General features: G+C 71.5%; 17 protein-coding genes. 10 read left to right on the top strand and 7 right to left on the bottom strand.

Annotated elements, in window-relative coordinates; genetic code table 11:
* Window positions 1-98: 98 nt before the first annotated feature.
* From IEY70_RS08705 to pucL, 3 genes are read right to left on the bottom strand one after another with little or no spacing between them, the layout of a single operon-like run.
* Window positions 99-650: a MarR family winged helix-turn-helix transcriptional regulator gene (locus tag IEY70_RS08705; RefSeq protein WP_229777788.1), complete on the bottom strand. Its 552-nt coding sequence runs from the start codon at window positions 648-650 to the stop codon at window positions 99-101.
* 7 nt (window positions 651-657) lie between these two features.
* Window positions 658-1,077, bottom strand: a complete 420-nt coding sequence (gene uraH / locus IEY70_RS08710; protein ID WP_189064609.1) for a hydroxyisourate hydrolase — start codon at window positions 1,075-1,077, stop codon at window positions 658-660.
* Window positions 1,074-2,537 carry a factor-independent urate hydroxylase gene (gene pucL / locus IEY70_RS08715; protein WP_189064610.1) on the bottom strand — a complete coding sequence of 488 codons (1,464 nt, stop codon included), beginning with the start codon at window positions 2,535-2,537 and terminating at the stop codon, window positions 1,074-1,076. Before pucL ends, uraH begins: the two co-directional genes overlap by 4 nt.
* Window positions 2,538-2,879: 342 nt before the next feature.
* Between pucL and IEY70_RS20980 the strand changes: the two genes are divergently transcribed.
* The 3 genes from IEY70_RS20980 (at window position 2,880) to IEY70_RS08730 (ending at window position 5,932) form a co-directional block, all read left to right on the top strand.
* Window positions 2,880-3,956, top strand: a complete 1,077-nt coding sequence (locus IEY70_RS20980) for a GGDEF domain-containing protein (protein WP_229777789.1) — start codon at window positions 2,880-2,882, stop codon at window positions 3,954-3,956.
* A 31-nt stretch (window positions 3,957-3,987) separates the two neighbouring features.
* Window positions 3,988-5,283 (top strand): GGDEF domain-containing protein, encoded by a 1,296-nt coding sequence (locus IEY70_RS21375; RefSeq protein ID WP_189064611.1) that lies wholly within the window; start codon window positions 3,988-3,990, stop codon window positions 5,281-5,283.
* 217 nt (window positions 5,284-5,500) lie between these two features.
* Window positions 5,501-5,932 (top strand): response regulator, encoded by a 432-nt coding sequence (locus tag IEY70_RS08730; protein ID WP_189064662.1) that lies wholly within the window; start codon window positions 5,501-5,503, stop codon window positions 5,930-5,932.
* A 65-nt stretch (window positions 5,933-5,997) separates the two neighbouring features.
* On the opposite strand, the gene IEY70_RS08735 is transcribed toward IEY70_RS08730, so the two are convergent.
* Window positions 5,998-6,444 (bottom strand): Ohr family peroxiredoxin, encoded by a 447-nt coding sequence (locus IEY70_RS08735; protein ID WP_189064612.1) that lies wholly within the window; start codon window positions 6,442-6,444, stop codon window positions 5,998-6,000.
* 81 nt (window positions 6,445-6,525) lie between these two features.
* Between IEY70_RS08735 and IEY70_RS08740 the strand changes: the two genes are divergently transcribed.
* Window positions 6,526-7,419 (top strand): LysR family transcriptional regulator, encoded by an 894-nt coding sequence (locus IEY70_RS08740; RefSeq protein ID WP_189064613.1) that lies wholly within the window; start codon window positions 6,526-6,528, stop codon window positions 7,417-7,419.
* An 85-nt stretch (window positions 7,420-7,504) separates the two neighbouring features.
* On the opposite strand, the gene IEY70_RS08745 is transcribed toward IEY70_RS08740, so the two are convergent.
* Both IEY70_RS08745 and IEY70_RS08750 read right to left on the bottom strand, forming a co-directional pair.
* Window positions 7,505-8,371 carry a DNA repair protein gene (locus IEY70_RS08745; protein ID WP_189064614.1) on the bottom strand — a complete coding sequence of 289 codons (867 nt, stop codon included), beginning with the start codon at window positions 8,369-8,371 and terminating at the stop codon, window positions 7,505-7,507.
* Window positions 8,372-8,589: 218 nt separating this feature from the next.
* Complete coding sequence (locus IEY70_RS08750) at window positions 8,590-11,553, bottom strand: bifunctional diguanylate cyclase/phosphodiesterase (RefSeq protein WP_189064615.1); 2,964 nt, start codon at window positions 11,551-11,553, stop codon at window positions 8,590-8,592.
* A gap of 185 nt (window positions 11,554-11,738) precedes the next feature.
* On the opposite strand from IEY70_RS08750, the gene IEY70_RS08755 reads away from it, so the two are divergent.
* Entirely contained in the window at window positions 11,739-14,732 is a 2,994-nt protein-coding gene (locus tag IEY70_RS08755; protein WP_189064616.1) for an EAL domain-containing protein, read from the top strand.
* Window positions 14,733-14,763: 31 nt separating this feature from the next.
* On the opposite strand, the gene IEY70_RS08760 is transcribed toward IEY70_RS08755, so the two are convergent.
* Window positions 14,764-15,618, bottom strand: coding sequence for a MurR/RpiR family transcriptional regulator (locus IEY70_RS08760; protein ID WP_189064617.1), 855 nt, complete (start codon window positions 15,616-15,618; stop codon window positions 14,764-14,766).
* A gap of 513 nt (window positions 15,619-16,131) precedes the next feature.
* Here IEY70_RS08760 and ptsG point away from each other — a divergent pair.
* From ptsG to IEY70_RS08785, 5 genes are all read left to right on the top strand, one after another.
* Window positions 16,132-18,261 carry a glucose-specific PTS transporter subunit IIBC gene (ptsG, locus tag IEY70_RS08765; protein WP_189064618.1) on the top strand — a complete coding sequence of 710 codons (2,130 nt, stop codon included), beginning with the start codon at window positions 16,132-16,134 and terminating at the stop codon, window positions 18,259-18,261.
* Between the two features lie 78 nt (window positions 18,262-18,339).
* Entirely contained in the window at window positions 18,340-18,621 is a 282-nt protein-coding gene (locus tag IEY70_RS08770) for an HPr family phosphocarrier protein (RefSeq protein ID WP_189064619.1), read from the top strand.
* Between the two features lie 19 nt (window positions 18,622-18,640).
* On the top strand, window positions 18,641-20,407 hold the full coding sequence (gene ptsP / locus IEY70_RS08775) for a phosphoenolpyruvate--protein phosphotransferase (protein WP_229777790.1): 1,767 nt from the start codon (window positions 18,641-18,643) through the stop codon (window positions 20,405-20,407).
* 4 nt (window positions 20,408-20,411) lie between these two features.
* Window positions 20,412-21,590 carry an N-acetylglucosamine-6-phosphate deacetylase gene (gene nagA / locus IEY70_RS08780; protein ID WP_229777791.1) on the top strand — a complete coding sequence of 393 codons (1,179 nt, stop codon included), beginning with the start codon at window positions 20,412-20,414 and terminating at the stop codon, window positions 21,588-21,590.
* Window positions 21,587-22,612 carry an SIS domain-containing protein gene (locus tag IEY70_RS08785; protein ID WP_189064621.1) on the top strand — a complete coding sequence of 342 codons (1,026 nt, stop codon included), beginning with the start codon at window positions 21,587-21,589 and terminating at the stop codon, window positions 22,610-22,612. The genes nagA and IEY70_RS08785 overlap by 4 nt, the downstream gene beginning before the upstream one ends.
* The last annotated feature ends 17 nt before the right edge of the window (window positions 22,613-22,629 follow it).

Below are 22,629 nucleotides of genomic sequence, written 5' to 3' on the forward strand. Positions count from 1 at the left end.
AGACAGACACAGAGGGGAGGGGCCGCGCTGAACGTGCGGCCCCCCTTTCTGTGTGTGTACTTCCGCCGACTTCCAGCGCGCTGCCTACTCCCCAGTGTCTACTCCCTGGCGCCTCCTTCCAGCGCGCCCAGCAGCCGCGCGGCCAGCCTGTCCAGGGTGTCCAGTTCGGCGGGGGTCAGGGCGGCCAGCGCGCGCACCTCGCGGTGCAGGTGGCCGGGCAGCAGGCGCTCCACGGCGGCGCGTCCGGCGGGCGTCAGCGTGATGCGGGCCGAGCGGCGGTCGCGGTCGTCGGTGCGGCGCGTGACCAGCCCACGGGCTTGCAGGCGCGCGACGCGGTTGGTGGTGCTGGGGCCACTGACGGCACTCAGTTCGCTCAACTGTCCGGGGCTCAGGCCCTCCGGCGGGCCGGAACGGTACAGCGTGAGCAGCAGGTCCCACCCGGCGGCGTTCAGGCCCTCGGCGTGCAGGGGGGCGTCCACCTCGGCCTGCAGGGCGGCGCCCAGGCGGGTCAGGCGCAGCACGCTCAGCATGGGCTGGGCGTTCAGGTCGGGTCGGGTGGCCTGCCAGTCGCGGCGCAGGCGCTCCAGCAGCGCGGCCGTGCTGGGCCGGGCGTCCTGCGCCGGTCGGGTCTGCGGCGGGTCGGTGGGCACGCGCCCCTCAGCTGCCCCGGTAGGTGCTGTACGACCACGGGCTGACCAGCAGCGGCACGTGATAGTGCGCGCCCGCGTCGGCGACCGTGAAGCGCAGCGTGATCACATCCAGGAAGGGATCGGCCTGCGTGGGGGCGGCCTGTGTCGTGTCGGGCGCAGCCGGGTCGGACGGGCGGTGCGCGGCAAAGTACTCCGCGACGTGAAACACCAGTTCGAAGGTGCCGCGCCGCAGCTCGCCGCGCGCAATCAGGGGCGCGTCGGTGCGGCCGTCGCTGTTGGTGACGGCGCGCGTGACCAGCGTGCGCGTGTCGCCCTGCACGGCGTGCAGTTCCAGCGGGATGCCTGCGGCGGGGCGGCCGCGCGCGGTGTCCAGCACGTGGGTACTGAGCCCTGCGTGGCTGCCTGTGCTGTTGCCGGTGCCACTCACTCGCGTTCCACCCAGCCCTCGATCACGCCGTACGGTTCGGCGTCCGCGTGGAAGATCGTGCCGCCGTTCTCGATCCCGAAGCGCGCCAGGTCGTACGGAATGTGGTGCCGGTTCGGGAACGAGAAGTGAATCCGTTCGATGTCCGGGCAGCGGGTCAGGACCGCCTCGCCCAGCCGGTACAGGGTGTGCTGCATGGAGTGCGAGTAGTGGTCCGGGAAGACCTCCAGCAGCGTGCGGTACACCTCGGCCCACACGGCGTCGTAATCGCATTCGGCGTTCAGGTACGTCCAGCGGGCGGTGACGGTGGTCGCCAGGATGCGGTCGGTGGTGTCGGGCAGCGTGGTGAAGGTGTCGCGGTGAAAGCCCGCCCAGCCGCTCTGCGTGGTTTTCAGGATGAACAGTTCGTCGATGCCGCTCTCGACGGTGAAGGTCTGCCCGTCGCCGTCCACTCGGGCGGTGCGTTTGGGCATCTGCCGCACGAAGGCGTGGTCGTGTCCGCCCGCCTGGGCCGGGTCGGGCAGGCGGTCCCACAGGTGCTCGGTGAAGGTCGCGTACGCGCCGCTCACGCGCGGGCCACCCCTCACGAAGTGCCGGATCAGGTCCTTGCCGAACGCCTCCACGCTGCCCGTCAGGTGATCCCTGGCCAGCGCGTAGATGGTGTTGCGGACGGTGTCCGTGGCGACCAGTCCGGTGTTGTCCCCGGCCTCGTGCGCGGCGTCGAAATCGCCACGCATCCCGACCCGCACCCACACGTCCTTGATGTCGTGGCGGCCCTGCGGCTGGCCCGGCTGGTCACGGAACACCTTGAACAGGCGCACGTCGGCCTTGCCGTAGTTGTTGCTGCCCAGGCGGACCTTCACGGGCGCGGGGCGGCTGGAGGGGTCGGTGTGGGTGGGGTCGGTCATGGTGGCTCCTGTGGTGTGAGTGGGGGAGGGAGTGGGGTCGATCAGGTCCAGCACCCGCAGGCGCGCGATGCGCCCGATCTCGTGCAGGGCGGCCCCTCGTTCCTGCTCCGGCGTGTTCGACAGTCGCTCGCGGGCCGCGCGGAAGATGCTGGCCTTGTCGTGTTCGCGCACGCACACCACGAACGGCAGCCCGAACTGCGTGTGGTACGCGGCGTTCAGGCGGTGAAATTCGGCGTACTCGTCGGCGCTCAGGCGGTCCAGTCCGGCGCTGGCCTGTTCGCTGGCACTTTCCGGGGTCAGGTCACCGGCAAGGGCGGCCTTCCCGGCGAGGTCCGGGTGCGCGCGGATCAGTGCGAGTTGCTCGTCGGGCGTGCCGCTGCGGGCGGCGGTCATGAAGGCCTGCGCGGCGGCCTCGGCGTCCGGGAAGGGGCGGGCGGCGGCCACCTGCGCGGCGTAGCGCGGCGAGTGCTCCAGCACCCCGCTGAAGTGCGCGGCGAAGGCGTCGGTGCTCAGGGCGTTCAGTTCGGTCAGGGTCAGGCGGGCGGGGCGGGTCAAGGGGAACCTCCGGGAACGCACGGGCGAGCGGCAGAAGACTGGAACGACTCGGAAATACTCACTGCGTTCATCTTTCGGGTAAACCGCGCGGAGCGCGTAGCTTCAATGTACTTAGACGGCTAACGAATAACACGCCCAGCGTACCCACCCGGCCCCCCCCTGTCAAAACGCCTGCCTACCCAGCCGGCCGCCCCCGCAACGCCCGGACCCTGTCAGGACTGCGTGCAGACGGAACCTGCTACGATAAACCCGCCAACAACGCTCCGCGCCCCGTTTCCAGCCGTCACCTCCGACGCCCGGCGAACGGCCACAGGACCGCCGGGAGGTGGAACCGCACACACCGTGACCGAACAACGGCCCCCACAATCCGCACCTGCCGGTCCCGAAGCGTCGCGGCTGGCATCACTGCTGGCACTGGGCATCCTGGACACCGACCCGGAACCGCAGTTCGACCGGATCATGGACCTCGCCGCCCGGTACTTCCGCGCGCCGTACGGTTCGGTCACGTTCGTGGACGACCACCGCCAGTGGTTCAAGGCATCCACCGGCTTCACAACCCGCCAGGACCCGCGCGCCGAGTCCATCTGCGCCCTCACGGTCGATCAGCGCGCGCCGCTGGTCATTCCCGACACCCTGCTGGACCCGCGTACCGCCGCGCTGCGCTCCGTCCGGCACGACCCGCACCTGCGTGCCTACGCCGGGGTGCCGCTCGTCACCGACGACGGGTACGCCGTGGGCACCCTGTGCGTCATGGACACCCGCCCGCGCGCGTTCAGCGCCGCCGACCTCGACGTCCTGACGCAGTTCTCGGAACTGGTGCTCTCGGAACTGCGCCTGCGACTGGCCCTGCGGGAACTGGACCTCATGGCGCACACCGACACCCTGACCGGCCTGCCCAACCGCCGCGCCTTCGACCGGGCACTCGCGCTGGCCTGCGCCGCCCCGGCCAGCGGCACGCTGGTGCTGGGCGTCATGGACCTCGACCGGTTCAAAGCCATCAACGACACCCTGGGCCACGCGGTCGGGGACGCCGTGCTGCGCTTCGTGGCGCAGCGGATCAGCGCGCTGCTGAGGCCGGGTGAACTGCTCGCCCGGTACGGCGGCGACGAGTTCGCGCTGCTGCTGACCGGCCCGGACGCCGCGCGCCGCGCCCAGCAACTGGCGACCGACCTGCCCCAGACCCTGCGCATGCCGTCCGGTCTGCGCGTCGGCGTGAGCCTGGGCCTGAGTGGCGCGTCCACCCCAGGCACCCCGGCCGACCTGCTGCGCCGCGCCGATCAGGCCATGTACCGCGCCAAGCAGGCCGGTCAGGTGACCCCGCTCGACCCGGACCCCCGCACCCCGGACTCAGGCGCACCGGACCTGGGCGATCCCGCCCCCGCAGCGGACTTCACTGGCCTGCCACCGGTCCGCACCTGATGCGCGCCCCCCGGGGTCAGGCGGGCAACCGATGATGTGGAAGGACCTGATCGTCAACCTGTGCGTGTTCGTCACGCTGGCCTACCTGCTGAGCGCCACGTACCGCTCGTGGCCCCCCGAGCAGACCGGCCCCATGCTGTGGCTACGCGCCGCGCTGCTCTCATCGATCGGCGTGATCCTGATGATGTTCCCCGCCCAGCTGGCACCGGGCGTCGTCATGGACCTGCGGGCCGTGCCGCTGGCCTTCGCCGCGCTGCGGTACGGGGCGCCCATGGGCCTGCTGATCGCCGTGCCCAGCGTCGCCTACCGCGTCTACCTGGGCGGGCAGGGCGTCCCGGTAGGGGTCAGCAGCATGCTGCTCGTGATCCTGGCGGCCAGTCTCCTGCGTCCGTACGTGAACTTCGCCAACCCCAACCGGCCGCTGCTGCAACGCTGGTACTACGCCGCGCCGGTCCTGATTCCGTACGGCCTGACCCTGGGTCTCCTGCCGGGCGGCCCGGAACTGCTGCGCACGTCGTACCTGCCGCTGCTGGCGTTCAACATGCTGGGTTTCCTGATCGGCGGGTCGATCCTGACCGCGCGCCTGCAGATGCTGCAACTCACCACCCGCTTTCAGGCGCAGGCGCTGCTGGACCCCCTGACCCGCCTGGCGAACCGCCGCCAGTTCGACCAGGACCTCGTGTACCTGACCGCCCGCGACGCCGTGCTGATGATCGACATCGACCACTTCAAACGCGTGAACGACACCTTCGGCCACCCCACCGGGGACCGCGTGCTGACGCAGGTGGCGCAGGCCCTGGCGGCCGCCCTGCGGCCCGGCGACACCGCCTACCGCTTCGGCGGCGAGGAATTCGCGGTGATCCTGCGCAACACCCAGCAGCCCTACCTGCACGCGGTCGCCGAACGCCTGCGCCGCGCCGCTGGCCTGACCCTGGACCTGCGCCCGGACAGCCCCCGCAGCCCGGACAGCCCCCACAGCACGAACGGCCCCCACAGCACGAACGGCACCCACGGCCCGGCCGCGCCCGGTGAGGATGGGGCCGCTCCCCGGGCCGCCGGGACCGCGATCACCACGGACGGCGCCGCACAGGCCACCACACTGGGCGCCGCGCAGGCCACCGTGCAGGCCACCGCGCACCCCCCGGACCGCTGGCCCATCACGGTCTCGGTCGGTGGCGCGCATGCCAGCACCGGCCCGCGCAGCGCCGTGGCCCGGGCCGACGCTGCGCTGTACCACGCCAAACGCAGCGGCCGGAACCGCAGCGTCATCGACACCGATCCGACGATCAGCAGTGGCGTGCCCGGCGACCCGCAGGCCAGCACCTGACCACAGCAGCGCCGGTGTCACCTGCGCGGTCGGTCGCCCCCCGTGCGCCGGCCCTGCGTTCCGGCCCTACGTTCTGGCCCTGTGCCCTGACCGGAACGCTGTTTCACGGCGCTACGCGACCGGTCATTCTGTATTCTGTCTGCATGAATCCCGACCTTCTCCTGTGCCTGCCCGCGCGCCTGCCGCCGGGCCGCGCGTTCGCCTGCCGGCGGCTCACTTGACGCGCCCGTTCCATGTGCTGCTGGTCGACGACAACCCGGCCGACCTGCTGCTGGCCCAGGAAGTCTTTCACGAGCATGGCGACGCGCTGTCCGTCACGACCTGCTCGGGCGGCAGCGAGGCCCTGGAGCTGCTGCGCGCGCCCGGCCCGCGCCCGGACGTGGTGATCCTGGACGTGAACATGCCGGTCATGTCTGGATTCGAGGTGCTGCAGGCCATCAAGGACGACCCGGCGCTGGTGTGGATTCCGGTCGTGATGCTCTCCACGTCCTCCCACCCGGGTGACATCGAGCGGGCCTACACCCTGCACGCCAGTTCGTACATGGTCAAGAGCAGTTCCTTCCAGACGTTCATGGAGCAGGTGGACGCCTTCGTGCGCTTCTGGAAGGAAAGCCGCACGCCCAGCTGGCCCGAACGCGCCGGACGCTGAGCACGTCACGCCGAACGCCGCCCCGGGTACGAACCGGGGCGGCGTTCGATCTGGACAGCGGCGGGTTACAGCAGCGGGTTGCTGTGCAGTTCCAGGTCTACCTGAACGTTCCCGGCGATGGCGCGGCTGTACGGGCAGGTGGCGTGCGCGGCGTGAATGAGCGCCTCGGCGGTGGCGTCGTCGGTGCCGGGCAGGTGAATCTGAAGCTGCACGCTCAGGTGGTAACTGCCGCCCTGTTCGGCGTGCAGGCTGACGTGCGCGCGGGCCTGGGGCGTGCCGACCGTGATGTTGTCACGCCGGGCGACGCTCTGCAGGGCGCTGAGGAAGCAGGAGGCGTACCCGGCAGCGAACAGTTCCTCGGGGTCGGCTCCCTCGGTGCGGGACTGCGGGGGGCGCAGGGTGACGTTCAGGCGGTCGCGGCCCACGAACGCCTGCCCGCTGCGGCCGCCGCTGACCTCGCTGGTAGCGGTGTACACGAGCCTGGAATCGCTGGAGGTGGTGGAGTCGGTCATGGGTGCAGGCTACGCCCGGCATTGCGGCGGATCAACCACTTAATCGGCCGCGATTAAAAGCAGATCCGGTATAATCCCGGGATGGATCAGCGGCAACTGCAGGCGTTCGTGATCACCGCCCAGGAACTTCACTTCGGGCGGGCGGCCGAGCGCCTGAACCTGACCGGGCCGCCGCTGGGCCGCCTGATCCGCACGCTGGAAGACCGGATCGGCACGCCCCTGCTGGCCCGCACGACCCGCCGCGTGACCCTGACCCCCGCCGGGCAGGCCTTCCTGCCGCACGCGCAGGCGATCCTGGCGCAGATGGACGGCGCGGCCAGTCTGGCGCGCCGCACGGCCAGCGGGCACGCCGGGCACCTGCGCCTGGGGTACCTGGGGGCCGCCAGCCTGCACCTGCTGCCCCGACTGTGGCGGCACATGACGGCCACGCACCCGGATATTCAGATCGACGCGACCGAGCTATGCACGCCCGATCAGCGTCAGGCCCTGCTGGCCGGTGAGCTGGACGCCGGCCTGATGGCCCTGCCCGTCTGGCACGACCGCCTGAGCGCCCGCCCCCTGATGCACATTCCGCTGCTGGCCGCGCTGCCCAGCACGCACCCGCTGGCCGGCCGGACCAGCCTGCACCTGCGCGAACTGGCCGCCGAGGAGTGGCTGACCTGCACGCCCTACGCCACCACCCTGCCGCCCGAGCAGGTGCAGGCGCTGTGTCAGGCGTTCGGCGTGCTGCCCCGCATCCGCGCTGTCGGGGGAACCGAGAGCGCTGTGGTGGGCCGCGTGGCCGCCGGGCAGGGCGTCACACTGGTCCCGCAACCGCTCGTGAACCCCCGGCAGGACGGCGTGACCTTCGTGCCGCTGGAGGACGGTGTCACGCTCGACGTGGGCCTCGTCACCTGCCGGGACGCCAGTAACCCCGCACTGGGGGCGCTGCTCGGCAGCCTCGCCGCCGTCACAGGGTTGATGGGTGAAAGTTGATGGTTGAAGGTCGGTAGTCGATACAGATGGAGAAGTGATCGCCCCTTCCATCAACCTTCACCCACGCTCTATCAGCAGGTTCCCGTCAGCTGTTCTTCAGTCCGTGTCGCAGCACTTCGGCCAGCTGGCGGGTGGTGTGGGATTGCAGTTCGTCGAGTTCGGCGCTGGCGGCGCGCAGCAGGGCGCGGTGCGTGTCGGCGTTGCGGGCGTCGGGGCCGGTGGCGCTGTGCACGGCGGCCTGCACGGTGAAGTGCGCGTCGGGCAGCAGGGTCAGGTTGTTGCGCGCTCCGGCGTGGCGGGCGCCGAGCAGCGCGCCGAGCATGCCGACTTCCTCGCTGCGGCGCATCAGGTCACGCTGGAACACGCGGTCCTTGATGCTGGTGATCACGTCCCACGCGGCGTCCGAGAGGGCCGCCTCGGCGCTGGCGGGCCGGGCGACCTCGGTGAACAGGGTCTCGCCGCTGCGCCAGGTGCGCCAGTACTGTTCGGCGCGTCCGGCGGTCCAGTGCGTTTCGAAGTCGCGGGCGTCCTCGATCAGGACTTTCAGGCGGGCGCCGGGAGCGTCGCCGCTCAGGCGGTGGCCCTCGCCGAGTGCGCCCCACAGGCTCAGGCCGCGTTCGTCGGTGGCGCGCATGTCCTCGTAGGCGCGGGCCAGGGCCTGCACGCCGCCGCTGAGGGGAGCGGTCACGCGGCCGTCTGTCAGGAACAGGATGTCGTCGCCGTCGGTGCGGGCGGTGTGGGTCAGGTGGTGCAGGCCCAGGCCCCAGCGGCGCTGCGCGGCCGTGAGGGCTTCGGTCAGGGCGCTGTCGAGGGTCAGGGTGTCGGCGCCGCTGTCGGCGAGCGCCTGGATCTGGCCGTCGACGGCGGCGGTGGCCATCAGCGCGTCGAAGGCCGCGTACGGGGAGACGGGTCCGGAGGTCAGTGTTTCGTTTTTCGTTTTTGCTCGTGCCATAGTCCCTTCATTATGCCCTGAACAGAGCGTTCTGTGTGTTCGCAGCCCACTTTAGCGCACCCGACACCCGGTCACGGGCTGCGCCCAGCGCCGTCCGGGCACTCATACGGACTCCGATTGAACGGCTTACAGAGCCGCTGGGTCCGGGCGGATTCCAGACGTGGAGTCGGCAGATCGGTGCGGGGGTGGGTTGTCAGCGAAACAGACGGCAGTCCAGATCAGGACTCCGCTCCGGCGGTACCCACACCCGGCCCGCTCACACCCGGCCCGCCCATACCCGGCAGGAAGCGTTCACGGAACGCAGCGGCACTCAGGCCCGGCGCGATCAGCCAGCCCTGCATGACCGGGCAGCCCAGTTCCAGCAGTGCGTCGGCCTGCGCCTGGGTTTCGACGCCTTCCGCGACCACGTTCAGGCCCAGCGCCTGCCCCAGCCCCAGCGTGGCCTGCACGATCGCGCGGTTCTCGCGGCCCTCACGGCCCCCGCTGTTCAGGTCACGCACGAACGCCCGGTCGATCTTCAGTTCATGCACCAGCAGTTGCCGCAGCGTCATCAGGGTCGAGTACCCGGTCCCGAAATCGTCGATGGCCACCCGGATCCCCAGCGCCCGTAAGCGGCGCACGGCCTCCGTCACGGCGTTCAGGTCGTTGATGAACGCCGTTTCCGTGACTTCCAGCGTCAGGCGGTGCGGCGCCACCCCCGCTTCTCTCAGCATGGCCGCCACCTGCTGCGCGAAGCCCGGCTGGCGCAACTGCACTGGCGACACGTTCACGCTGACCGGCACCTGCGCGGGCCAGGTGGCCACCTCGCGCAGCGCGGCGCGCAGGACGAACAGCCCGATCCCACCGATCAGGCCCGTGGATTCCGCCACCGGAATGAAATCGGCCGGTGAGACGGCGCCCAGTTCCGGGTGCGTCCAGCGCAGCAGCACCTCCGCGCCGCACAACTGCCCGTCGGCGCAGCTCACCTGCGGCTGGAACACCAGACTGAACTGCTCTTCCTGAAGCGCCTCGAACAGCGCCGTTTCCAGCGTCAGGTGCGAGATGCGGGGCTGCGCCGACGGACTGAACACCTGATGACTCTGCCCGGCGCGTTTGGCGTGGTACATGGCCGTGTCGGCCTGCCGCAGCAGCGCGGCGCTGTCCTGCGCGGTGTCCGGGTACACGCTCCAGCCGATGGCGATCCCCACCCGCAACTGCCGGCCCCCGATCATGAACGGGCGGGTCACGGCGTCGTGAATGTCGCCGCTCAGCGCGTCGATCTGCGCCGGGTCGCTCAGGATCACCGCGAACTCGTCGCCGCCCATGCGGGCCAGGACCGGCGCCGGGTACCGCGCCGTGACCTCTGCCAGCCGCTCGCTGATGGCCGCCAGCAACTGGTCGCCCACGTCGTGGCCCAGCGTGTCGTTCACCAGCTTGAAGCGGTTCAGGTCCATCAGCGCCACGGCCAGCGGCGACCCGGCCAGCAGTGACCCGGCCGCGCCCGGCGTGTCCAGCAGCGCCCCGGCCGCCCGCGTGAACCCGGCGCGGTTCTGAAGGCCCGTCAGGGTGTCCGTGTACGCCAGGCGTTGCAACTGCTCGAGTTTGCGTTGCCGGTCGATGAACAGCGCGATCTGACTGGCCACGTTCTCGGCCAGTCGCTGCACGCCCTGCGGGACGTCCATGCGGTTGGGGTGCGTCAGGGCCAGCAGGCCCAGCAGTTGCCGGTCGCGGTCGTACATGGGCACCTCCACGCTGGTCTGCACCGCCGGAATCCAGCGGTCCCCGACCTGCTCGCCCACCCGCAGCTGATCCCACAGGTCGTGAATGACCTGCGCGGTTCCCTGGCGTTCCAGGTCCCGGCCGCTCCACAGGGCGCGGGCCTCGCGGGTGGGGTAGCGTGAGAGCATCCGTTCCAGCGGGGCAGGGACCGGCCCCATGACCCGCATGAACTCGCTGTCCAGCGTGGCGACGCCGGGACTCCAGCCGCGCGCCACCTGCTGCACGCCCCGGAAGATGGGGGCCAGCACGTCCTCCAGCGGCGCGTCCTGCAACGAGGTCACGGTCGCGTCCGCGAAACTGCGCAGGAACAGGTCGGCGTGGCGTTCCTCGCGCACGTCCCGCAGGATCAGCGCCCAGTGACTGCCGGGCGCGGCGGCGCGGCCCACCCGCGTGGCCGAGACTTCCCACCATTCGCGGCGGCCCGGCAGGTGCAGGTCGTACTTGAACGCCTGCTGCGGCGTGTCGTTCAGGTGCGTCAGCAGCGCCCGGATGCTCTGGCGGTCCAGCGGCAGCCACGGCCACTCCAGCGGGTGCGTGCCCAGCGCCTGCGTGCTGGCGTGCAGGGCGCCCATCGCGGCGTTCGCGTACGCGACCCGGCCGTGCTGCGCGCCCCGCCGGGCGTCCAGGATGCACACCGGCGAGGTGCTGGCCTGCATGCTGCCTTCCAGCAGTGTCAGCCGTTCGGACTGCCGCGCCCGTTCCGGCAGGTCCGTGGCGTACGACAGCAGCAGGCTCAGTTCTCCGTTTGCGTCGTGGATGGGAATCAGACTGCGTTCCTGCACGGTGCCGCCCGCCAGCCGCTCATCCCATGCCAGCCGCGCCGGTTCGCGCCGCATCTGCGTCAGGGCCTCCTCGCGCAGCCGCAGGGTGTCCCCGGGCAGGTTCAGCAGGTCGGCGGCCTCGCGGTCCGTGCGGCCGATCAGGGCCTCGCGTTCGCCGCGCAGGGGCAGCGTGGCCGGGTTGGCGTACACGTACCGTCCGGCCGTGTCGGTCACGGACACGCCCAGCGGTAACTCGTGCAGCACCTGCCGGTAGAACTGCGTGACGGGCCGCAACGGCGTGACGGGCCGCACCAGCAGCGCCGCGATCCGGCCCGCGCCGGGCAGGTCGTAGCGCACGCCGCGCAGCTGTACCGGCAGCGGCGCGTGGTCGGCGCCGCGCAGCGTGAAGTCCCGCCGGTCCGGCAGCGCGCCCTGGTGCAGGAACAGGTGCGCGCCCGTCTGCAACGCCTCGCGGTCGTGCGGCATGCACAGCTGCGTCAGCGGTTGCCCGACCAGTTGCGCGGCCGTCCAGCCGCTCAGGGCCAGGAACGCCCCGGACACGCCCAGCACCTGAAGGTCACTGCCCACCACGACGACCGGGTCCACGCTGCCCGTCAGGGTGCGCAGCGCGGTCGGGTCGGGTTCGGTCAGGCGATCCGGCATTCCGGTCAGTATCCCTAAAAAAACCTCACTGCACTCTTTCTGACCCCTCTGCGCGGTCACTGCCTGCGGGTACTGCCGGGAAGTCCCGCACCCACCCCGCAGATGAACAAGAGGTGAATGCCTCTGCGCGGCCTGACGGAAGCGTGACCGGGACGCCGGACCGACCGGAGGTGAATACTGTATGGGTGAACGACACCGGCCGGACACCCGAACAGGACGCCGTCCTGTCTGTCCTGCTGCGCAGCGCCCACGCCCTGGCCGTCATCGACCTGCCCACGCTGGTCATCCTGGGTGCCACGGACGCCCTGACGGCGCGGCTCGGGTGGCCCGGCGGCGCACTGGACGGCCAGCCGCTGGGCGCGCTGTTCCCCGATCATGCCCGTGACGGGGCGCTGGCCGCCGCGCAGCGGTTCGCGCAGTCGGGCCAGCCGTTCCCGGCCCGGCACGACCTGCGGCGAGGTGACGGTCAGACCGTCACGGCCGACCTGACCGCCCTGCGCCTGACCCTGAGCGGCGACCGGCCCGCCCTGCTGCTGGCCCTGCACGCCCCGGCGCTGCCCACCGACCCGGCTGCCGACCCGGCTGCCGACCCGGCTGCCGACCCGGCTGCCGCGCGCGCCGCCTTCCTGGAGGACGTGCTGCACAACCTTCCGGTGGACGTGGCGGTGTTCGACGCGCAGGGCCGCTACCTGTACGTGAATCCGGTCGCCATCCGCGACCCGGCCGTGCGGGCCGGCGCGATCGGCCTGACCCACCGCGAGTACAGCGAGTGGCGCGGCCATCCGGCCCACCGGACCGCCCTGCGTGACCATCACTTTCAACTGGCGCGTCAGGGCGAGGCGCAGCAGTGGGAGGAATACTTCCAGACCCCCGCCGGGCACAGGATCATCCGCCGGGCCATGTGGCCCGTGACGGCAGACGACGGTCAGGTCCGCCTGGTGATCGGCTACGGCTCCGACGTGACCGTCCCGGACGATCAGGCGCGGCGCATGACGCTGCTGGAAACCATGGTCACCACCTCCGTGGATCCCCTGCTGGTCATGGACGCCCGCCCCGGCCCGTCCTACCAGACCGTCGTGTACGGCAACCCCGCCCTGCACGCGTTCCTGCGCTCGCACGGCCTGGAACGTATCCCCGACACGCCCCTGCCCGAATGGCCTCTGGCCGACTGGAACCGCCGGGCCATCCTGGAGATGCTGAACCTCCTGCGCCCCACCGACCGGTACCGGGGGCTGCTGCACCTGCCCGACGCGCACCAGTGGGTCGAGGTGAATGCCAGCTCCATCCGGGACGGCGACACCTGCACCCACTGGGCCATCAACCTGCGCGACGTGACCGAGGCCCACCAGGCCGCGCAGGCGCAGTCGCACATGGCGCGAGCCAACCGCCTGGCCCTGAGCGGCCGCCCGCTGCACGAGAGCATGGAGGCCCTGCTTGAAGGCGTGGATTTCATGAACCCCGGCTGGCGGGCCGCGCTGGTCATGGCGACCCCCACCGGCATGCAGGTGGTCGGGACCGTCTCGGCGCAGTTCGCCCGGCGGGTAGAGAGCGAACCGCTGCTGACCATGCAGCGCTTCTGGCAGCAGATCGACCCGGACGGCAGGGGCGAACCGTTCACCGTGCCGGACCTGCTGGACACCACTCTGAACGACACGGCCGCGCAGGACATGGCCCCACACCTGGGCGTGCGCACCATGACCCAACTGCCGCTGTACGGCCGCGCCGGGCAACTGCTGGGCGTGCTGGTCGCCGCGCACCCGGAACCGCACCGCTGGGCCGCGCCGGTCGTGGAGGCCCTGCGGCCCCGCGTGCCCACCGCCGCCATGCTGGTCGAACAGCACCTGCAGCAGCGGCGCCTGGCCCTGCTGGCCTTCACGGACCCGCTGACCGGCCTGATGAACCGCGTCACGCTGGCCGAACACCTGGACCTGCAACTGCGCGCCGCGGCCGAAAGGGACCGGCGGCTCGCGTTCGGCCTGATGGACCTGGACCGCTTCAAGTTCCTGAACGACGGGTACGGTCACCCGGCCGGGGATCAACTGCTGCGGCAACTGGCGGCCCGCCTGGACGCCGTGTGCGCCGCGCACGGCGTGCCGGTCCTGGCGCGCATGGGCGGCGACGAGTTCGCGCTGGTCCTGGACGCCGGGGGCGTTCCGGCCCTCACGGACGCCCTGAGCGAGGTGTTCGACACGCCCTTCGAGATCAGCGCGGGCGGCGGGACGGGCAGCGTGCTGCTGCAGGCGTCCCTGGGCTGGAGCGTGTACCCAGACACCGCCGCCGACGCCAGCGAACTGCACCAGCAGGCCGACGCCGCCATGTACACCGCCAAACGCCGCCAGGAGTTCTCGCAGGTGTTCGAAGCGGCCCCCCGCACCGGGCTACAGACCCTGACGCTGGAAACGGCGCTGCGTGAAAGCCTGCGCCGCGAGGACTTCACGCTGGTGTTCCAGCCGCAGATCGGCGTGCAGGATGGCCGCCTGATGGGCGCCGAGGCGCTGCTGCGCTGGACGCACCCGGCGCTGGGACCCGTGCCGCCCGACCAGTTCATTCCGGTGGCGGAACTCGCGGGCCTGATCGCCCCGCTGGGCCGCTGGGTGCTGGACACCGCCTGCCACGAGGCGGCCCGCTGGCCGGACGGGACGCTCAGCGTCAGCGTGAACGTGTCCAGCGTTCAACTGGCCGGGCCGCACTTCGCCGCGCAGGTGCGCGCCGCGCTGAGTAGCAGTGGCCTGAACCCCGGCAGGCTGGTGCTGGAAGTGACGGAAACCGGATTGATCGACAACCCGGCCCGCACGCGCGAGCTGCTGCAGGCGCTGCGGGACGACGGCGTGCGCATCAGCATCGACGATTTCGGCACCGGGTACTCCTCACTGGTGAGCGTGCGGACCCTGCCGGTCGATGAACTGAAGATCGACCGGGCGTTCATTCAGGATCTCGGGCAGGACACGCAGGCCGGGCGGGAAAGCCGCGCGATCATCAGCGCGAGCGTGCTGATGGCGCACGCGCTGGACATCACGGTCGTGGCCGAGGGCGTGGAAACGCAGGCGCAGGCCGCGCAACTCGCGCAGGTCGGATGCGACGTCGCGCAGGGCTGGCTGTACTCACCGGGCCTGGCTGCGCGGGACTTCCTGGAGTGGCAGACCCGCTGGCCCGCCCGGCCGCCCGCCACGGAACCCTAGCCGCCCCGCACCCGGATCAGGCCGGACTTGATCAGACTTTCTTCTCGACCACGCTGCCCGCCGTGACGCGCAGCATGGCGTCCGCCTCGGGGCGGTGGGTGAGCAGCGCGGCGTACAGCGCCTCGAGCAGCAGCAGTTGACTGGTCAGGGTGTCCAGCACGCCGTCGGTCATGGGGTCTTCCTGGCTGGCGGTGAACAGGACGGCGCTGGCGTGCCGGGTGATGGGGCTGGCGGCGCGGTGCGTGACGGCGACGGTGTACAGCCCGCATTCCTGCGCGAGTTTCAGGTGCCCGATGGTGTCCAGGGTGCTGCCGGTGCCGCTCAGGCCGATCACGACGCTGCCGCGCGGGAGGGTGGAGATACTGACGGCCGCGAGGTGCGGGTCGGGGTAGGTGGCGGCGGGCACGCCGATGCGCAGCAGGCGGTGCGCGAAGAACTGCGCGGTCAGGCTGCTGTTGCCCTGCCCGGTCAGGTCGACGCGCGGGGCGCGCGCGAGCCGCTCGGCGACGTCGGCGGTCACCTGGGCGTCCAGCATGCGGGCGGTGCCTTCGAGGCTGCGGACGGCCTGCTGGGTCAGGCGCTGCATCTGGCTGGGCGCGTCGGTGCTGGCGTGCGGGCCGCCCTGTGGGCGCAGGCCGCCCAGGTCGCTGGCGAGCGCGATCTTGAAGGCGTGGAACCCGGCGTAGTTCAGTTTGTGGCACAGCCGGGTGATGGTGGCCTCGCTGACTCCGGCGCTCTGGGCGACCTCGGTGATGGTCTGGTGAACGGCGGTGTCGGCGTGCGCGCTGATGTGGTCGGCGACGCGCCGCAGGCTGGGTGAGAGCGAGTCGGCGTGCAGGCGGATGCGGCCGAGTGCGCCGCCCGTGGCGGGGGTGCTGCGGGTCATGCGGCGGGGCTCCTGTGGGCTGGCCTGGGGGTGGGCTGGGGCGAGGGTCTGATGCTGCGACGGTAGCGCCTGAAAAGAATTCTTGTCAATGCGCCCCCCATTGACGGGTGAGTTTCATATGGAACAAACGGCAGTCCCTTTCGGGTGGGGTGGGTGCAGGCGGTGAGGGTCCGGGTGGCCGCCGCCGGTGCGTGCGCGGCGTCCTGTCTGGATTGGCCTGTCTGGATGGGGCTGTCTGGATGGGGCTGGGGGCATGAAGTCCGCATTGACTGAAAATTAATTTTGCTTCTGGAAAATTGACAGAAATTATTTTCACTCCTAGAGTGAAGGCGAGCCGCGTTCCGACTTCCCCTGCCTGCCAGACCGTGGAGGCCCCAACGCACCACCCCCATGCCGCGCCCGTGACTGCCTCCGCGCAGCCCACGCGTCCCGGTCGTTGCGTCCCGTTCCTCCCCGGCCGCAGGCCCCGCTCCTGCCTGAACGCGAACATCCTTCCACTCCCAGGAGTTCACAGTGACCACACCCACCACCACGCCCGCCACCGCGCCGGGCAAACCGCCCCGCAAGACCGCCTTTGCCGCCCTGCAGGAGATCGGCAAGGCCCTGATGCTCCCGGTCGCGGTCCTGCCCGCCGCCGGGTTGCTGCTGGGCTTCGGCTCGGCCTTCAACGACCCCAGTTACTCCTGGTACGCCAGCATTCCCGACTGGCTGCACTTCGTCGGCAAGATGATGGTCGGCGCGTCCGACGTGATCTTCGGGAACCTCCCGGTCATCTTCGCGCTGGGCGTCGCCATCGGCCTCGCGGGCGGCGCGGGCGTGGCGGCCCTGGCCGCGCTGGTCGGCTTTCTGGTCATGCACGCCACCATCAGCGCCTACCTGGGCCTGGGTGACGCCGCGACCTTCGACACCCTGAGCGCCGCCAGCAAGGGCGCGTACGCCAGGGTGCTGGGCATCAACTCGCTGCAGACCGGCGTGTTCGGCGGCATCCTGATGGGCCTGCTCGCCGCGTTCCTGTACAACCGCTACAAGGACATCCGCCTGCCCGCCTTCCTGGGCTTCTTCGCGGGCCGCCGCTTCGTGCCGATCGTCACGGCCGCCTCGGCCATCGTGGTCGGCATCCTGCTGACCTACCTGTGGCCGCCGGTGCAGCAGGGCCTGAACGCCTTCTCGACGGTGGCGACCGAGGGTGCGCCCGTCGCGGCCAGTGGCATCTTCGGCTTCGTGAACCGCCTGCTGATCCCGTTCGGGCTGCACCACATCTGGTACCAGCCGTTCTGGTTCATCGCCGGTGACTTCGTCAAACCCGACGGCAGCGTCGTGCACGGCGACCTGACCCGCTACATCGCCGGGGACAAGAGCGCCGGGATCTTCATGACCGGCTTCTTCCCGATCATGCTGTTCGCCCTGCCCGCCGCCGCGCTGGCCATCGTGCAGGAAGCCCGCCCGGAGAGGCGCAAGGTCATTGCCGGGATCATGGGCAGCGCGGCCCTGACCTCCTTCCTGACCGGCATCACCGAACCGATCGAGTTCTCGTTCATGTTCGTCGCGCCGCTGCTGTACGTGTTCCACGCCGCCATGACCGGCCTGAGCTTCATGGTCATGAACATCCTCGGTTCGCACAGCGGCTTCACCTTCAGCGGCGGCGCCATCGACTACTTCTTGCTGATGCCCAAGAGCACCCGCGCGTGGCTGGTGCCGGTCGTGGGCCTCGTGTTCGCCGCCGTGTACTACGTGGTGTTCCGCGCTGTCATCCGCCGTTTCAACATCATGACCCCCGGCCGTGAGGAGGTCAGCAGCGAGGACACCGCCGCCGCCACCGTCCGCGCCGCCGGTGGGGACCGCGAACTGGCCGTGGACATCCTGCGCGCCCTGGGTGGCCCCAGCAACATCAGCAACCTCGACGCCTGCATCACCCGCCTGCGCGTCAGCGTGAACGACAGGAGCCGCGTGAATAAAAGCCAGCTCCAGATGCTCGGCGCTGCCGGCGTGCTGGAGGTCGGCAACAGCGTGCAGGCCGTGTACGGCACCCGCAGCGACCAGCTGAAAGAGGAGATGCGCCGCGTGATCGAGGAAGGCGCGTACACCGAGGCCAACCCCGCCGCGACCCGCCCCGCCGACGCCACGCCCACCCAGGTCCGCACCGGCCCGCCCGCCCCGGCCATCACCGCCCAGCCCAACCCCATCCCGCAGACCGCTGGCGGCGCGCCCGCCCTGCCCGCCGACTTCACGCTGCCCATGCCGGGGCGCGTGCTGCCCATCACGGACGTCCCCGACCCCGTTTTCAGCGGCCGGGTCATGGGCGACGGCTTCGCCATCGAACCCACGGGCGGCCGCGTCGTCGCCCCCGTCAGCGGCGAGGTCGTCACGCTGTTCCCCACCGGTCACGCCATCGGCCTGCGCGCCGACAGTGGCCTGGAAGTCCTCGTGCACGTCGGCATCGACACCGTCAGCCTGAACGGCGAGGGCTTCACCGCCCGCGTCGCGCAGGGCGACCGCGTGACCGCCGGGCAGACCCTGGTGGACGTGGATCTGGACGCGGTGCGCCCCCGCGTGCCCAGCCTGATCACGCCCGTGATCTTCACCAACCTCGCCCCGGACCAGAGCGTGCAGATCGACGGTCAGACCGTCACCCTCAAGTCCTGAAGTCCGACACCTGACCCTCAAGCCCGCGCGGGCGGCCATGACGTTCGCCCGCGCCCCCACCCTTCAAGGAGAACCATCATGGAACAGCCCACCGAACAGAACTTCATCGTCACCGCCGAACACGGCCTGCACGCCCGCCCCGCCGCCCAGCTCGTGCAGGTGGCCGCGCCGTTCGCCAGCGCCATCGAACTCGTCACCGCCGACAAGGCCGTGAACCTCAAGAGCATGATGTCCGTCATGGGTGTCGGTCTTGCCAGTGGCGCCAGCTTCAGCGTCCGCGCGACCGGGGACGACGCGCAGGCTGCCGTGGATGCCATTGCCGCCCGCCTGGAAGAACAGGGCCTCGCCCGCCGTGCCTGACCCGACCACTGTGCCCGCCGTGCCTGACCCGGCAACCCTGCCCGCCGCCTCTCCGGTCACACTGAGTGGCGTGGCCGCCTCGCCCGGCACCGGCATCGGCCCGGCCTTCATCCTGAGCGCCCCGGACCTGAGTTTCGACACCCTGACCGGCCAGGACCCGGCCGCCGAACGCGCCCGCCTGGACGCCGCGCTCTCGGAAAGCCGCACCGACCTGAACGGGGTCCGCGAGGGCGCCCGCGCCCGCCTGGGTGACGACGCCGCCGCGATCTTCGACGCGCACCTGCTGCTGCTCGACGACCCGGAACTCGGCGCGGCCATTCAGGAAACCCTGACTGGCGGCGCGAACGCCGAGGCCGCCGTGCACGGCGCGTTCGGGGCGTTCATCGGGATGTTCGAGAGTCTGGACGACCCGTACCTGCGCGAGCGGGCCGCCGACCTGCGCGACCTGCGCGCCCGCGTGCTCTCGCACCTGCTGGGCCGACCCCTGGCCAGCCTGACCGAGCTGCGCGAACCGGCCATCGTGGTCGCGCACGACCTGACGCCCAGCGACACCGCCGGACTGGACCCCGCCCTGGTGCGGGGCGTCGTCACGGCCGTGGGTGGGCGCACCAGCCACAGCGCGATCATGGCGCGCGGCCTGGGCCTGCCTGCCGTGGTCGGCGTGGGCGAGGCCGCCCTGAATGGCCTGACGCGTGGCACGCCGCTGATCGTGAGCGGCGACGCGGGCACCGTGACCGTCCACCCGGACGCCGCCGCCCTGAACGCCGCGCAGGCCGCGCAGACTGCCGCGCAGGCCGAACACGCCCGCCTGGACGCCCTGAAAGGCCAGGAGGGCCGCACCGCCGACGGACTGCGCGTGGAACTCGCCGCGAACATCGGCGCGCCCGCCGAGGTGCCGGGCGCCCTGAACGCCGGAGCCGAGGGCGTGGGCCTGTACCGCACCGAGTTCCTGTTCCTGGGCCGAGGCGACCTGCCCGGCGAGGACGAACAGTACCGCGCCTACCGCGCCGTCCTTGAAGGCATGGCGGGCCGCCCCGTGATCATCCGCACGCTGGACATCGGCGGCGACAAGGCCCTGCCCGCCCTGGGCCTCCCGCACGAGGAGAACCCCTTCCTGGGCTTCCGCGCGATCCGCCTGTGCCTCGCGCGGCCAGAGCTGTTCCGCGTGCAGTTGCGCGCCCTGCTGCGCGCCAGCGTGCACGGCCAGCTGCGCGTGATGTTCCCCATGATCGCCACCGTGCAGGAATTCCTGGAGGCCCGCGCCCACCTGGACGCCGCCCGCGCCGAACTGACCGCCGAGGGCGTGCCGGTTGCCGCCGACATTCCGGTCGGGATGATGGTCGAGATTCCGGCCGCCGCCGCCCTGAGCGAGCAGTTCGCGCGGCACGCGGACTTCTTCAGCGTGGGCAGCAACGACCTGATCGGGTACTCCATGGCCGCCGACCGCATGAACGAACGCGTGGCGAACCTGTACCAGCCGCTGAACCCGGCCGTGCTGACCCTGATCGCCCTGACCTGCCAGGGCGCCGCCCGCCACGGCAAATGGGTGGGCGTGTGCGGCGAGATGGCGGGCGACCCACTGGCGTTGCCGCTGCTGGTCGGGCTGGGCGTCACGGAACTGTCCATGAGCGCGCCCGCGCTGCTGCCCCGCCGCGAGCAGGTGCTGAATCTGAACGCCGCGCAGGCCCGCGAACTGGCCGCGCACGCCCTGACCCTCAGCCACGCCGCCGAGGTCGAGGCCGCCGTGCGCGCCGTCTACCCCGACCTGACCCCCACCGATGCCTGAGGCGATGCCCGAGCCGGGGGGCGTGACGGTCCTGCGCGGCCTGCTGCTGATGCCCGGCCCGCAGGGGAGCCTCACGCCGGGCCGCCTGACCCTTCAGGGCGGCCTGATCCGCGCCGTGGAACCCGACCCGCAGGCCCCGCGTGACCGGGTGATCCTGCCCGGCTTCGTGGACACCCACGTGCACGGCGGCGGCGGCGGGGACACCATGGACGGCCCGGACGGCGTGCGCACCCTGGCCCGCCTGCACGCCCGGCACGGCACGACCACGCTGCTGCCCACCACCATCACCAACCCCTGGGAGGCAGTGCTGGACGCGCTGCGCGGCGTGGCGGAGGTCATGCGCGCGGGCGTGCCCGGCGGCGCGGACATCGCGGGCGCGCACCTGGAAGGGCCGTTCATCAGCCCGCACCGGCTGGGCGCGCAGCCCCCCTGCGCGGTGGACCCCGCCGAGGAACTGGTGGCGCAGGTCATCGCGACGGGCGTCCTGCGGGCCGTGACCCTCGCCCCGGAACTGCCGGGCGCGCGGGAAGCGGCCCTGGCCTTTGCCCGCGCAGGCGTGCGCGTCGGCATCGGGCACACCCGCGCCGACGCCGACACCGTGACCGGCCTGCTCGCGCTGCTGAGTGCGGCGGGCGCGCAGACCTGCGCCACGCACCTGTTCAACGCCATGGGCGGCGTTGAGGGCCGCACCCCCGGCGTGCCCGGCGCCCTCATGGCCGACCCGCACGCCACGCTGGAAGTCATTCTGGACGGCATGCACCTGCACGACACGGCCGTGCGCCTCGCGCGGGCCGCCGCGCCGGAACGCGTGATCCTGATCACGGACGCCATGCGCGCCGCCGGACTGGGTGACGGCCCCAGCGAACTCGGCGGGCAGCCCGTCACGGTACGCGGCGGGAAGGCCACCCTCCCGGACGGCACCATCGCCGGGAGCGTCCTGACCATGGACGCCGCCCTGCGCCGCGCCGTCGCCGCCGGCATTCCCCTGCCGGAAGCGAGCCGCATGGCCAGCCTGACCCCCGCCCGCTCGATTGGCCTGCACGACCGGGGCGAACTGAGGCCCGGCCTGCGCGCCGACCTCGTCACCCTGGACCCGGAGCTGACCGTGCAGGGCGTGCATGTCGCCGGCAGACCCATTGCCGGAACCCCTATGGCCGCAACACCCACCCTGGAGAACCCATGACCGACCCTCTGATGTTGCAGGAAGCCCGGCAGTCCCCGGACGTCACCCGCCGCCAACTCGCCGAAAACGCCGACGTCAGCCGCGCCCTGGCCGCCGCCATCCGCACCCTGAAGCCCGCATACGCCGTTACCATCGCGCGCGGCAGCAGTGACCACGCCTGCACGGTCCTCAAGTACGCCCTGGAAACGCAGCTGGGCCTGCCGGTCGCCAGCCTCGGGCCCAGCGTTCACACGCTGTACGGCACCCGCCTGGACCTGCGCGGCGCCCTGGTGATCGCCGTGTCGCAGAGCGGCGCCAGCCCCGACGTGGTCGAGAACGTCCGCGCCGCCCGCGACAGCGGCGCCCTGACCGTCGCGCTGGTCAACGTGGAAGACAGCGACCTCGCGCGCGCCGCCGAGTTCGTCCTGCCCCTGCGCGGCGGTGAGGAACGCGCCGTGGCCGCCACCAAGAGCTACCTCGCCAGCCTGACCGCCCTGCTGCCCGTCATCGCCGACCTCAGCGGCGACGACGCCCTGCTGCGCGGCCTGCACGCCCTGCCCGCCGCGCTGGAAGCCACCCTGGCCCTCGAAGATCAGGCGCGCGATCTGGCCGACCGCTACCGCTTCGCGGAGAACCTGATCGTCCTCACGCGTGGCCTGCACTACGGCGTGGCGCAGGAAGCCGCCCTGAAACTCAAGGAAACCAGTGGCATTCACGCCGAGGCGTACTCCGCCGCCGAGTTCAGCCACGGCCCCAGACGCCTGCTCGCCGAGGGCCTCCCGGTCCTGGCGTTCACGCCCGCCGATCAGGCCGGGGCCGCCACCCGCGCCGCGCTGGACGCCCTGCAGGCCGACGGCGCGGACCTGCGCACCATCGGCCCCGCCAGCGGCAGCACCCTCACCACGCCCGCCACCGGGCACGGCCTGACCGACACGGTCCCCAGCGCCCTGGCGTTCTACCTGTTCGCCGCGCACCTCTCACTGGCACGCGGCCTGAACCCCGACCAGCCCCCGCTGCTCAGCAAGGTCACGAAAACCCGCTGAGCCTTACGGGCCTGCCC

It is taken from the genome of Deinococcus seoulensis, from assembly GCF_014648115.1.
Lineage (GTDB): Bacteria > Deinococcota > Deinococci > Deinococcales > Deinococcaceae > Deinococcus > Deinococcus seoulensis.